We start from the raw sequence: 12,927 nt of genomic DNA on the forward strand, positions 1-12,927 counted from the left end.
GGTTATACGCCCTGACTGACAGAGCTCATGTTGAAGTCCGGCACCCGCAGCGCGGGCATCGCGGCCCTAGTGAACCAGTCGCTCCATTCCCTCGGCAGCGTCTTTTCCGTCCGCCCCGCCTCGGTCGCCCGCCCCAGCAGATCCACCGGCGACTCGTTGAACCGGAAGTTGTTCACCTCGCCCGCCACCTCGCCGTTCTCGACGAGGTAGACGCCGTCCCGGGTCAGCCCGGTGAGCAGCAGTGTCGCCGGGTCGACCTCGCGGATGTACCAGAGGCAGGTGAGCAGCAGCCCGCGCTCGGTGTTGGCGACCATCTCCTCCAGGGAGGTGTCCTCGCCCCCGCCGAGGATCAGGTTGTCGATCGACGGCGCGACCGGCAGCCCGGTCAGACCCGCGCTGTGCCGGCTGGTCAGCAGGTGCTGCAACTCGCCCTCGCGCACCCAGTCGGTCGCCGCCAGCGGCAGCCCGTTGTCGAACACCGACTGGTCGCCCCCGGAGGTGTGCGCGAGCACGAACGGGGCGGATTCCAGGCCCGGTTCGTTCGGGTCGCTGCGCAGGGTCAGCGGCAGTTCGGTGAGCCGCTCGCCGACACGTGTGCCGCCGCCCGGCTTGGAGAACACCGTGCGCCCCTCGACCGCGTCCCGGCCCGACGCCGACCACATCTGGTAGATCAGCAGGTCCGCGACCGCGGTCGGCGGCAGCAGCGTCTCGTAGCGGCCCGCGGGCAACTGGATCTTCCGCTCCGCCCAGCCCAGCCGTACGGCCAACTCGGCGTCCAGGGCGGCCGGGTCGACGTCCTTGAAGTCCCGGGTCGAGCGGCCGGCCCAGGCCGAGCGCGTACGGTCCGGGGACTTGGCGTTCAGCTCCAGCGTCCCGTTGGGCTGGTCGTGGCGCAGGCGCAGGCCCGTCGACGTACCCAGGTAGCTGGAGACCAGCTCGTGGTTGGCGAAGCCGTACAGTTCGCGACCGCCCGCACGCGCGCGTGCGAACGATTCGCCGAGGGCCGGCGCGAAGTCGGTGAACACGGAGGACGAGGTCTCGGCGGGCGCGTCCGTGAAGTCGGGCGACTGGGCCACACCCGTGACGAGCGGCTGCGCGTCCTCGGCGGGCGCGGCCCCGCGCGCGGCGGCCTCGGCGGCGCGTACGAGCGGCTCCAGTTCCTCCGGGGTGACGGCGGACCGGGACACGACCCCCGAGGCGGTGCCCTCCTTGCCGTCGACGGTCGCGATGACGGTGAGCGTGCGCCCGCGCGTGACGCCGTTCGTGGTCAGCGTGTTGCCCGCCCAGCGGAGGTTGGCGGTCGACTGCTCGTCGGCGATGACGACACAGCCGTCGGCCCGCGACAGTTCGAGGGCGCGCTCGACGATCTCGTGCGGCTTGTTCGTACGAGGACTCATCGACCGGCCTCCTGCGTGGTGTTGAGGATGTTGACGCCCTGGAAGAGGGCCGACGGGCAGCCGTGCGAGACCGAGGCGACCTGGCCCGGCTGGGCCTTGCCGCAGTTGAAGGCGCCGCCCAGGACGTACGTCTGCGGACCCCCGACGGCCGCCATGGACCCCCAGAAGTCGGTGGTCGTCGCCTGGTACGCGACGTCCCGCAACTGCCCCGTGATCCGCCCGTTCTCGATCTTGAAGAACCGCTGCCCGGTGAACTGGAAGTTGTATCGCTGCATGTCGATCGACCACGACCGGTCGCCGACCACGTAGATCCCGCGGTCGACCCCGCCGATCAGATCCTCCGTGGAGAGCCCCGCAGGGTCCGGCTGAAGTGACACGTTGGCCATGCGCTGCACCGGCACATGCCCGGGGGAGTCGGCGTACGCGCAGCCGTTCGAGCGGTCGAAGCCGGTCAACTTCGCGATACGGCGGTCGAGTTGGTAGCCGACCAGGGTGCCGTCCTTGACGAGGTCCCAGGACTGGCCCTCGACGCCCTCGTCGTCGTAGCCGATGGTCGCCAGGCCGTGCTCGGCGGTGCGGTCCCCGGTGACGTTCATCCGCTCGGAGCCGTACTTGAGCTTGCCGAGCTTGTCGAAGGTGGCGAAGGACGTGCCGGCGTAGGCGGCCTCGTAGCCCAGCGCGCGGTCCAGTTCGGTCGCGTGGCCGATGGACTCGTGGATCGTCAGCCAGAGGTTGGACGGGTCGACCACGAGGTCGTAGAGGCCCGCCTCGACGCTCGGGGCGCGCATCTTCTCGGCGAGCAGCTCGGGGATCCGGGCCAGCTCCTCGTCCCAGTCCCAGCCGGTGCCCGTCAGGTACTCCCAGCCGCGACCCACGGGCGGCGCGATGGTGCGCATGGAGTCGAACTCACCGCTCGACTCGTCGACCGACACCGCGTTCAACTGCGGATGCAGCCGGACCCGCTGCTGCGTGGTCACCGTCCCGGCGGTGTCGGCGTAGAACTTGTTCTCGTGCACGGTGAGCAGCGAGGCGTCCACGTGATTGACGCCGTCCGCCGCGAGCAGCCGGGCGCTCCAGTCCGCCAGCAGCCCCGCCTTCTCCTCGTCGGGCACCGAGAACGGATCGATCTCGTACGACGAGATCCACGTCCGTTCCTCGTGCACGGGCTCGGCGGCCAGCTCGACGCGCTCGTCCGACCCGGCGGCCTTGATCACCTGGGCGGAAAGCTTGGCCATCGCCACCGCCTGCGAGGCGACCTTGGCGGCGGCGTCCAGGCTCAGGTCCACGCCCGACGCGAACCCCCAGGTGCCGCCGTGCACGACCCGTACCGCGTACCCGAGGTCGGTGGTGTCCGACGTACCGGCGGGCCGGGCGTCCCGCAGCCGCCAGGACGCGCTGCGCACCCGCTCGAACCGGAAGTCCGCGTGCTCGGCGCCGAGCGCACGCGCGCGTGCCAGCGCGGCGTCGGCCAGGGCGCGTAGCGGAAGTGCCGTGAAGGCTTCGTCGATGGAATGGGGCACGGAGGTCTCCCTGCTGTCGTGGCCTGTCGGGTCCGATCATGTCGCGCGAGCGGGTGCGGGGACCACACGTTTCCGCGCTGCGTCGGTACTTTCTGTAGGGACCCGACAGCGAGTTCCGTAAGCCACTGTCGGTGCCCGATTGTCCGCCGGACGGGGCGGACCGATAGATTTTCGATAAAGCCGCCTGTCAACCAGGTGTATCGGGCAGGCGTGCAGAACCGCTATCGAAAGGGTGATCCGTTGAGCCGCTCGGTTCTCGTCACCGGAGGCAACCGGGGCATCGGCCTCGCCATCGCCCGCGCGTTCGCCGATGCCGGCGACAAGGTCGCCATCACATACCGCTCGGGGGAGCCGCCGGCCGGCTTCTTGGCCGTCAAGTGCGACATCACCGACCCCGAGCAGGTGGAGCAGGCCTACAAGGAGATCGAGGCCGAGCACGGCCCGGTCGAGGTCCTGATCGCCAACGCCGGCGTCACCAAGGACCAGCTCCTCATGCGCATGACCGAGGAGGACTTCACCTCGGTCATCGACACCAACCTCACCGGCACCTTCCGCGTCGTCAAGCGCGCCAACCGCGCGATGCTGCGCGCCAAGAAGGGCCGCGTCGTCCTCATCTCGTCGGTCGTCGGCCTGATGGGCGGCCCCGGCCAGTCGAACTACGCCGCCTCCAAGGCCGCCCTGGTCGGCTTCGCGCGCTCCCTCGCCCGTGAGCTGGGCTCGCGCAACATCACCTTCAACGTCGTCGCGCCCGGCTTCGTGGACACCGACATGACCAAGTCGCTCACCGACGAGCAGCGCGAGGCCATCATGAAGCAGGTGCCGCTCGGCCGGTACGCGCAGCCCGAGGAGGTCGCCGCGACGGTGCGGTTCCTCGCCTCGGACGACGCCTCGTACATCACTGGAGCCGTCATCCCCGTAGACGGCGGACTGGGAATGGGTCACTGATCACCATGAGCGGAATTCTTGAGGGCAAGCGCGTCCTGATCAGCGGTGTGCTGCTGGAGTCCTCCATCGCCTTCCACGCCGCCAAGCAGGCCCAGGAGCAGGGTGCCGAGATCATCCTGACCGCGTTCCCGCGGCCCACACTGACCGAGCGCATCGCCAAGAAGCTCCCCAAGCCCACCAAGGTCATCGAGCTCGACGTCACCAACGACGAGCACCTGGCGCGCCTCGCCGACGTCGTGGGCGAGGAGCTGGGCGGCCTGGACGGTGTCGTCCACTCCATCGGTTTCGCGCCGCCGGACGCGCTCGGCGGCAACTTCCTCAACACGCCGTTCGCGTCGGTCGCCACCGCCATGCACGTCTCGGCGTTCTCCCTGAAGTCGCTGACCACGGCCTGCCTGCCGCTGATGCAGAACGGCGGCTCGGTCGTCGGCCTCACCTTCGACGCGTCCTTCGCGTGGCCGCAGTACGACTGGATGGGCCCGGCCAAGGCCGCCCTGGAGGCCACCAGCCGCTACCTCGCCCGCGACCTGGGCAAGCAGAACATCCGCTGCAACCTGATCTCCGCGGGTCCGCTCGGCTCGATGGCCGCCAAGTCCATCCCGGGCTTCGACGAGCTGGCCTCCGTGTGGGACAACCGCTCCCCCCTGGAGTGGGACCTCAAGGACCCGGAGCCCGCCGGCAAGGGCATCGTCGCCCTCCTGAGCGACTGGTTCCCGAAGACCACGGGCGAGATCATCCACGTGGACGGCGGCCTGCACGCCATCGGAGCCTGACCTCTTAGCCCGCCTCTCCTACGGCGTCGACGCCCCGTTTCCCGCACCGCGCGGGGAGCGGGGCGTCACCCGTTCGGCCCCTGTGGTCGGGCGGTGACGGGGGACACCCGCGCACCCTGGAGTACGCGTTCACCACGCGTTTTCCTCCCCAGCACCGCCGAGGAGGTTCCCCTTGTGCGCCTGTCCCGCAGCCTGGCCTCAGTGACCGTCGCCGTCGCGCTCGTCATCTCCCTGGCGTACGAGGCGATGCCCCACGCACGCGTGGAGGCCCGAAAACCGGCCGCGCCCCAGCTGTTCGGAGCCGACTGCCGCACCGCCGTCCACGGCTCGCACGTGATCGCGTACTGCCACAACCCGTACCCCCGGACCGACCGCGTCAGCCTCCACATCGAGTGCGACCGCTGGTGGGACATCGACAGCGACGGCATCGCGACCGACGCCGGCCCGGCGCAGACCGTACGGCTCACCGGCCGCTGCTGGGAGGACGTCCGCGCGGTGTGGGTCAGCCACCAGAAACGGGCGAGCTGAACCCCTCCGAAGCGTCCTGGGCGGGCGGGTCGAACCGTCCCGCGCGGCACACGAACGGATAGCCCGCGGCCTCCTCGGCGGCCGCCTGCGCGTCACCCGCGCGGATCGCGTCCACCAGCCGCGTGTGGTCCATGTACGTCTCCGGAGTCAGCGCCTCGCCGACATCAGCACGCAGCCAGTCCCGCAGCACCTCGCCCAGGTCGGCGTACATCGCCGTCATGACGTCGTTGTGCGAGGCCGCCACCACGGCCATGTGCAGGGTCGCGTCGGCCGTCACGAAGGCCTCCGTGTCGCCCGAGGCCCAGGCCTCCTCACGCCGTACGAGAAGGGCGTCCAACTGCTTGAGGTCCTTCTCGGTGCGCCGCTCGGCCGCGAGCTGCGCCGCCGACGACTCCAGCGTGGAGCGCAGTTCGGCGATGTGCCGGGGGTCGGCGTCCGCGAAGCGCCGGTGCATCACGCCGGCCAGCTCGCTCGTCGCCACGACGTACGTGCCCGAGCCCTGGCGGATGTCCAGCAGGCCGTTGTGCGCGAGCGCCCGGACGGCCTCGCGGACCGTGTTGCGGGCCACCCCGAGCTGCTCGACCAGCTCCGGCTCGGTCGGGATCCGGGAGCCGACCGGCCACTCGCCCGAGGTGATCTGGTTCCGCAGCGAGGCGATGACCTGCTCGGACAGCGCCGAACGGCGGGGGTGGCTCAGGGGCATGGGACACCTTCGCATGTGCGGGGCGGGAGCGGGCCACCCGGGGATGGACAACCAATCATCCCATCATTCTATGATGGGCAGCATGGCGAGCGAGGAAACCCGGACACTGAAGTCCACGACGAACATCGGCGACAGCGTCGGCGGCCCGGCCGCGGGCGACTCCCCGGTCCCGACCGGGAAATCACCCACGCACGCGTGGACGACGCGTCTGATCGTCGTCGGCATCGTGCTGTCCGCGCTGAACCTCCGCCCCGCCATCACCAGCCTCGGCGCCCTCCTCGAAGAGGTCCGCGACGGGCTCGGCATGAGCGGCAGCGTCGCCGGACTGCTCACCTCGGTACCCCCGCTGTGCTTCGCCGTCTTCGGCGTCATGGCCCCCCGCCTCGCCCGCCGCTTCGGCCCGGCCGCGGTGGTCTGCGCGGGCATGGTCCTCATCACCACGGGCCTGCTCATACGCCCCTACATAGGCGGCACGGCCGGCTTCCTCGCCGGCAGCGCCCTCGCGCTCATGGGCATCGCGGTCAGCAACGTCCTCATGCCGGTGATCGTCAAGCGCTGGTTCCCGGACCGGGTCGGCTCCATGACCGGCCTCTACTCGATGGCCCTGGCCCTCGGCACGGCCTCCGCCGCCGCGGTCACCGTGCCCATGACCGATGCCCTGGGCGGCAGTTGGCGCTCCGGCCTCGCCGTGTGGGCAGCGCTGGCCGCAGCCGCCGTACTGCCGTGGACCGCTCTCGTACGACACCGGGAGGCACCCGGGGAGCAGCCGTCCCGCGCGCGGGAGAGGGCCGACGGGGCATCCGCGCCCGGGACTTCGAGGGCGACGCGAGCCCGCGCGCGGGAGGCCGAGCAGGCGCGGCCGGTGCTGCGGATCACCCGCAGCCGTACCGCCTGGGCGCTCGCCGTGTTCTTCGGGCTCCAGGCCACCGCCGCGTACATCACGATGGGCTGGATGCCGCAGATCTTCCGGGACGCGGGGGTCTCCGCGGGCACCGCCGGACTGCTGCTGGCCGTCACCATGGTGATGGGCGTGCCGCTGGCCTTCGTCATCCCGCGCGTGGCCACCCGGCTGCCCCGGCAGGGCCCGGTCGTGATCGCGCTCGGCGTCTGCGGCCTCGCCGGATACGCGGGCCTGTACCTCGCGCCGGCCGGCGGCGCCTGGGCCTGGGCCGTGCTGCTCGGCATCGCCAACTGCTCGTTCCCGCTCGCCCTGACGATGGTCGGGATGCGGGCCAGGACCGGCGCGGGCGTCGCCCAGTTGTCGGCCTTCGCGCAGAGCACCGGGTATCTGATCTCCATCCCGGGGCCGCTCCTGGTCGGCGTGCTCTACCAGCACAGCGGCGGCTGGGGACTGCCGATCGCCCTCATGGCCGGCCTGATGGTCCCGCAGATGGCCGTGGGCGTCCTCGCGGGCCGCAACCGTACGGTGGAGGACGAGGCGGCCCGCTGAACCCGCCCCGGCGGACGCGGCCCGGACGGCGGGTGCGAGACTGGCCGTATGCCAGTGCTCGACCCGAACCCCCAGAACGGCCAGCGGAAGATGCTCATCGTCTTCGGCTCGTTCTTCGCCATCTTCATCGTCATCGCCATCATCGCGACGATCGCCTCTCCGTGAGCGCCGCGCCCGCCTCCCGGTGACCGTGTGCCGGTAAGTGCGCCTCCGCGGGCCGATGGTGGGGTTGTCCCCACCATCCCCTAGGGGGTGAGGCTCAGGGTCAAGTGGGTGGATCTCCGGATGGGTTGGGGGCCCTGCGTTCCGTAACTTCGAGTTGTGACCGCGAGAAGCGGATCGCGGACCACTCGGAGACCAGCGGAGGCACTCATGTCGGCCCCTACGCACACCCGGCCCCTCCCGGCGACCACGGGCGGCGTCGACATCAGGCTGCCGTGGTGGGCCCTCGCCCTGCCGGCGCTCGCGTTCGTCGTGCTGCTCGTGATGATGCTCAACCCGACGGACGCGCAAGCGGCGGCCTCGGACCCGGTGATCAGCCATCTGTTCGAGCGCGTGCAGCAGCTCATAGCCCACTGAGTACCCAGTGAGTACCCGCTGAGTACAGGCTGAGCACCTGCGGAGCACTCGCGGAGCCGCCCCGTCAACTCCCTGCGCCCCATGGCCTGTTTCATGCGAAGCTGGATCCCATGAGCGTCGCAGAACCCCGCAGGATTGTCCTCTTCCGGCATGCGAAGGCCGACTGGCCCCAGGTGACCGATCACGAGCGGCCGCTCGCTGAGCGGGGCCGCCTGGACGCGGCCACCGCCGGAAGCAGGCTGGCCGACACCGGCATCCCCTTCGATCTGGCCCTCTGCTCCACCGCGGTCCGGACCCGCGAGACCTGGAAGCTCGCCGTCCACGAGCTCGCGCACCGGCCGAAAACCGTCTACGAGGAGCGGCTCTACGAGGCCTCGCCCGGCGAGCTGATCGCGGTACTGAACGAGACGCCGGACGACGCGCGGAACGTGATCCTCGTCGGTCACAACCCGAGCGTGCAGGGCCTGGCCGAGATCCTCCCCGGCGCGGACGCGGGCGCGGGCTCCGCTGAGGCCCGTGAGCGGCTGAACCAGCGAGGGTTCGCGGCCGCCGGCTTCGCGGTCCTGTCCTTCACCGGTTCCTGGAAGGCACTGGAGCCGGGCGTGGCCGCGCTGGACGACTACTGGGCGCCGTCCGAATAGACCGGCGGACTGGCGGACCCGCACGGCACGCAGACACGCGGGCACGCAGACACGCGGGCACGCAGACCCACAGGACAACGGGCCCGGCACCATCCGGTGCCGGGCCCGAAGGCTGTGCGGGATCTACGGGGCCGCAATCAGTCCTCGTCGTGCGTGTCCGCGGCCTCGACCTCTTCGCGGGTGACGCCCAGCAGATACAGCACGGTGTCGAGGAACGGCACGTTCACCGCGGTGTGCGCGGCCTCCCGTACAACCGGCTTCGCGTTGAAGGCGACGCCGAGACCGGCCGCGTTGAGCATGTCCAGGTCGTTGGCGCCGTCGCCGATCGCCACGGTCTGCGCGAGCGGTACGCCCGCCTCGGCGGCGAAGCGGCGCAGAAGCCGCGCCTTGCCCGCGCGGTCGACGATCTCGCCGGTGACCTTGCCGGTGAACTTCCCGTCGACGACCTCCAGCGTGTTGGCCTGGGCGAAGTCGAGCCCGAGCCGGTCCTTGAGATCGTCGGTGACCTGGGTGAACCCGCCTGATACGACGCCGACTTGGTAGCCGAGCCGCTTGAGCGTACGGATGAGAGTGCGAGCCCCCGGCGTCAGCCGCACCTCGCTGCGCACCTTGTCCACGACCGAGGCGTCCAGCCCCGCGAGCAACGCCACGCGCGCGTGCAGCGACTGCTCGAAGTCCAGCTCACCGCGCATCGCGGCGGCGGTCACCTCGGCGACCTCGTCCTCGCAGCCGGCGTGCGCGGCGAAGAGTTCGATGACCTCGTCCTGGATGAGCGTGGAGTCGACGTCCATGACGACGAGCCGCTGGGCCCGCCGGTGCAGCCCCGCCGCCACGACGGCGATGTCGACGCCGAACGTTGCCGCGTGGGTGACGAGGGCGGTGCGCAGGGGCTCGGTCTCCACTCCGGACACCGCGAACTCGACGGCTGTCACGGGGTACTTGGCGAGCCGGAAGATACGGTCGATGTTGCCGCCGGCCTTGGTGATACGGGCGGCGATCGCGGCGGTGGACTCCGCGGTGAGCGGGTGGCCGAGCACGGTCACGAGTGAACGCCCGAGCCCACGCGGCCGGTTGTCGCCGAGGCCGGAGATGATCTCGGCCTGCATCTTCATCGACTCGGCCCAGCTGTGCACGGTGGCCCGCAGATCCCCTTCGAGCCCGGCGGGCGGCGGGGTCACGAGTGCGCACAACACCATCCGGCCACGCGTGACGACCTGCTCGATGTCGACCACGTCGACGGAGTAGGCGGCGAGGGTGTCGAAGAGTCCGGCCGTGATGCCCGGCCTGTCCTTGCCGAAGATCTTGACGAGGAGAGTGGGGACGTCAGAGGTCTGCGAAGCGCTCATGATGTACCCACCGTATCCGGCACGGAGTGCCTTATGCCGCAGAGGTCCGCCTAGCGGACACGGAACAGTGGGTGTCGAGTCGGTGGCGCGAACCTTACGGGTTGATCACGGAGGGGCGGGGCGGCGGTCAGAAGTGGGCTGCGGACGGTCGTGAGACGGCTGAGAGGCGGTCATGAGACGCGTCGAGGTGATCGGGGTGAGGTCGCCGTGTCGATCGGGAGTCGGCCGGTCGTCGCGGAGGGGACGGTTGATGGGCACTGGCTGCGGGGGATACGGCTGGACGGGTGGGTCGGCGATATACCCGGCCGTCGGGCTATCGGGCTATCGGGTTGCCGGGTTGTCGGGCCATAGGAATTCCACCCCACCCTCCACACCCCGCCCCCCCCACACCCCACCCTCCACACTCCGTCCGATCACCGCAGCTCACCCGACGCCGACGTGGATCACCGGCGCCCCTTAGGCCTCCCCGGAGGGGGCGGCGGCGGTGGTGGTGACGGGGGCGGAGTGGGAGGTTGCTGCCCACCGTCCGAGTCGTCCTCCGGCCAGTCCCCTGGACGTGCCCCGGGCGGACGCCGAGGCGGCCGGGACGGCGGCTCGTAGGACTGGGCCATGGTCGGAGCGCCGTACATGTCGACAGGCGGCGGAGGCGTACCGGGCGACTGTGCCGCACCGCCCGCACGAGCGCCATCGGCCGACGGCGCGCCTCCGGGATACGGCCCGCCCCTACCCGGCCCTACGCCTCCGGGTGCTGGACCCGTTCCGAACTGCCCCGCGTTTCCCGGTGGTTGAGGGTCACCGGAGGACCGTGGGTTTCGGGCCGGTGGCCGACCGCCCTCCTGAGGCGACCGAGCACCAGGCGGCCAGACGCCTTCCGTCGGTGAACCGGCGCCCGGCGGCCACCCCGGCCCACGCGACCGACCCCCACCGTCAGGCCCTGCACCGCCAGGCCCCGAACCACCGGACCCCGAACCCCCGGCCCCCGGCCCCCGAGGCACCGCCCCACCCCCCTGCCCCCGCTGCTTCCCACCAGGCCAGGCCGCTCCACGAGGCGGCGGTGGCCCACCGTCCTCCGGTTGCCGTAGCTCATCGGGCACTTGCAGATACGGGTTGGTCGCAGGGTTCGGCGCGCGGTAGGGGGAACTCGGTACGTAGGGCCCCGGGTCCCCGGCGGTCTCCGGATGCCCGGCGCGTCCCGCACCCCCCGCGGACGGCGCGTGTTCCGGATACCCCGGCTGCCCCGGAGCCCAGCCATCCGAATCCGACCCGTAACCAGAATCCGACCTCGACCCAGAACCCGACCCAGAACCCGACCCCGTCCCCGACCCCGTCGCCCCCAAGTCACCCAGTGCCAGCCGCGAAGCCTGCCGCCCCGCCGCCCCGGTCGCGTAGGCGAGCAACCCCCCGACAGCCCCCGCCCCGGCCCCCCACACCGCACCGAGCACCAACGCCATGCCCAGATGCCCGTGCAGTTCGATTCCCGCGCCGAACGCGTCGAACCCCAGTACCGACAGCGACGCGTCCACCGACACATCCGTCAGCCAGGCCAACAACGGCAGGGCAATCGCGGTCACGACCCCGAGCCGTAGAGCGCACCGCCCGGCGAACCCCAGAGCTCCCGGATTCCCCGCGCCCGCGCTCCCGCGCCTTCCGGAATTCGCCCCGGCACCTGAATCCCATCGGGCTTCCGCCCCAACCCCCGCCCCACCTACGGGACTTCGGACCCCCGTCCCAACTCCCGCCCCGCCCACGGCACGTGCCCCCACCGGCGTCCGCACCGCCGTCAACACCCCCGCCAGCAGCATCATCAGCCCCGCGGCAACCCCCAACAACCACACCCGGCCGTCCAGTTCGGCCAGGCGCCCCAACGTCACCGGCTGGTCGGACTTCGCGCTGAGGAGGTCGTCGAGGGGATGGGGGAGGAGTTTCGCCAGTTCGCCCGTCGCCTTGCCGTCCCAGGGGACGAAGAGGCCGATGGGGATGCCGAGCCAGACCCCGTTGGGGGCGCCCAGTAGCGCGGCGCCCCCGATGCGTTTCGGGTGGTCGTCGCCGATCGCCGCGTACGCCGCCGCCGCGAGCCCCGCCGCGACCGCGACCAGCAGCACCGCCACGAGCGCGGACGCGGCCGGCCGTACGACACGGTGGACGGCCTCCCAGCCGCGGGGGAGTGGCGTACGGCGGGACGCCAGCAGGGCGATGAGGAGGATGCCGGCCGACCAGCCGAGGCCGCCCAGCAGGGTCGGCGCCGTGTCCACCGTGAAGCCGACCGCCGCCTTCGCCTTGACCAGGTCGCTGATCTTGCCCGGCAGCAGCCCGCCGATGTCCCCGATGTCGCCGATCCCGGGGATGTTGACCCCGCCGCCGCTTCCGCCGCCGCCCGTCAGCTTGTCGAGGCCCAGCTTGCTTCCGTCGATCGTGATGACGTCGTGCCCGGCCCAGGCCAGCCCGCCGAGCATCGCCACGAACAGGGCGATCACCGAGCCCGCGCGCGCGAGGAGTTCGGCCGGGGAGATCACAACTCCGGCCGCCCGCAGGGACCGTAGGAAGAAGTACGAAAGAAGCAGTGCTCCTACCAGGCTCACGCCCAACGGCGTGATCGTCACGGCCGTGGTCGCCTGGGCGCCGGTCAGGCCGAAGGCGGAGACGTCGCCGGTCGGGGTGACCGAACCGCCCGCGCCGAGGGCCACCACCGCCGCGGTCATCGGGCCGAGCGAGCCCGTCGCGTCGGCGCCGAGCAGGTGCAGACCGAGCGCGGCCGTGCCCGCCATCCCTATCAGCGCCCAGCTCACCGCCGCGATCGCGGACAGCAGGACGTCACCCCAGGGCACCCTCGTGTCGTAGCTCGCCGTCCTGACACTCGTCGCTGAGCTCATGGCAGACCCCCCGATCCGCGGCACTGTGCGGACACCACGCATGTCCCCCTCGCGTGGATTACCACTCTCCGGGTCGGTTTCAACCCCGTCAACGGAACCGGCGGAAGCGTGCGGACGTGGTCTTCACAAGGTCCGACTTTCGGTCAGGGGGTGCAGCCTGAAATAGTTCCCGACG

Annotated in this window: 12 protein-coding genes; 7 read left to right on the top strand and 5 right to left on the bottom strand. The window is 71.2% G+C overall.

From position 1 onward, the window contains the following. Positions 1-2 precede the first annotated feature (2 nt). Positions 3-1,397, bottom strand: coding sequence for a metallopeptidase TldD-related protein (locus tag ACIRRY_RS39515; RefSeq protein ID WP_403982956.1), 1,395 nt, complete (start codon positions 1,395-1,397; stop codon positions 3-5). Next, positions 1,394-2,917 (bottom strand): TldD/PmbA family protein, encoded by a 1,524-nt coding sequence (locus ACIRRY_RS39520; RefSeq protein WP_403982958.1) that lies wholly within the window; start codon positions 2,915-2,917, stop codon positions 1,394-1,396. The genes ACIRRY_RS39515 and ACIRRY_RS39520 overlap by 4 nt, the downstream gene beginning before the upstream one ends. Before the next feature lie 240 nt (positions 2,918-3,157). On the opposite strand from ACIRRY_RS39520, the gene fabG reads away from it, so the two are divergent. The 3 genes from fabG (at position 3,158) to ACIRRY_RS39535 (ending at position 5,163) form a co-directional block, all read left to right on the top strand. Beyond that, complete coding sequence (gene fabG / locus ACIRRY_RS39525) at positions 3,158-3,862, top strand: 3-oxoacyl-[acyl-carrier-protein] reductase (RefSeq protein WP_403982960.1); 705 nt, start codon at positions 3,158-3,160, stop codon at positions 3,860-3,862. Positions 3,863-3,867: 5 nt separating this feature from the next. Continuing rightward, positions 3,868-4,635 carry an enoyl-ACP reductase FabI gene (fabI, locus tag ACIRRY_RS39530; protein WP_403982963.1) on the top strand — a complete coding sequence of 256 codons (768 nt, stop codon included), beginning with the start codon at positions 3,868-3,870 and terminating at the stop codon, positions 4,633-4,635. A gap of 174 nt (positions 4,636-4,809) precedes the next feature. Beyond that, positions 4,810-5,163 (top strand): hypothetical protein, encoded by a 354-nt coding sequence (locus tag ACIRRY_RS39535; RefSeq protein WP_327405077.1) that lies wholly within the window; start codon positions 4,810-4,812, stop codon positions 5,161-5,163. On the opposite strand, the gene ACIRRY_RS39540 is transcribed toward ACIRRY_RS39535, so the two are convergent. Continuing rightward, positions 5,138-5,866: a FadR/GntR family transcriptional regulator gene (locus ACIRRY_RS39540; protein WP_403982965.1), complete on the bottom strand. Its 729-nt coding sequence runs from the start codon at positions 5,864-5,866 to the stop codon at positions 5,138-5,140. The genes ACIRRY_RS39535 and ACIRRY_RS39540 overlap by 26 nt on opposite strands. Positions 5,867-5,948: 82 nt before the next feature. Here ACIRRY_RS39540 and ACIRRY_RS39545 point away from each other — a divergent pair, with 82 nt between their 5' ends. From ACIRRY_RS39545 to ACIRRY_RS39560, 4 genes are all read left to right on the top strand, one after another. After that, positions 5,949-7,316: a CynX/NimT family MFS transporter gene (locus ACIRRY_RS39545; protein WP_403982966.1), complete on the top strand. Its 1,368-nt coding sequence runs from the start codon at positions 5,949-5,951 to the stop codon at positions 7,314-7,316. A 48-nt stretch (positions 7,317-7,364) separates the two neighbouring features. Continuing rightward, positions 7,365-7,481 carry an SGM_5486 family transporter-associated protein gene (locus ACIRRY_RS39550; RefSeq protein WP_019060691.1) on the top strand — a complete coding sequence of 39 codons (117 nt, stop codon included), beginning with the start codon at positions 7,365-7,367 and terminating at the stop codon, positions 7,479-7,481. A 207-nt stretch (positions 7,482-7,688) separates the two neighbouring features. Continuing rightward, positions 7,689-7,895, top strand: a complete 207-nt coding sequence (locus ACIRRY_RS39555) for a hypothetical protein (RefSeq protein WP_403982970.1) — start codon at positions 7,689-7,691, stop codon at positions 7,893-7,895. A gap of 110 nt (positions 7,896-8,005) precedes the next feature. After that, a complete protein-coding gene (locus ACIRRY_RS39560) occupies positions 8,006-8,536 on the top strand; it encodes a SixA phosphatase family protein (RefSeq protein ID WP_403982973.1) in 531 nt (176 codons plus the stop codon). A 137-nt stretch (positions 8,537-8,673) separates the two neighbouring features. Here ACIRRY_RS39560 and serB read toward each other — a convergent pair whose 3' ends face one another. Then, positions 8,674-9,882, bottom strand: coding sequence for a phosphoserine phosphatase SerB (gene serB / locus ACIRRY_RS39565; protein WP_403982977.1), 1,209 nt, complete (start codon positions 9,880-9,882; stop codon positions 8,674-8,676). 443 nt (positions 9,883-10,325) lie between these two features. Beyond that, positions 10,326-12,752, bottom strand: coding sequence for a streptophobe family protein (locus ACIRRY_RS39570; RefSeq protein ID WP_403982980.1), 2,427 nt, complete (start codon positions 12,750-12,752; stop codon positions 10,326-10,328). Between the last annotated feature and the right edge of the window lie 175 nt (positions 12,753-12,927).

Source organism: Streptomyces sp. NPDC101776, assembly GCF_044766845.1.
Lineage (GTDB): Bacteria > Actinomycetota > Actinomycetes > Streptomycetales > Streptomycetaceae > Streptomyces.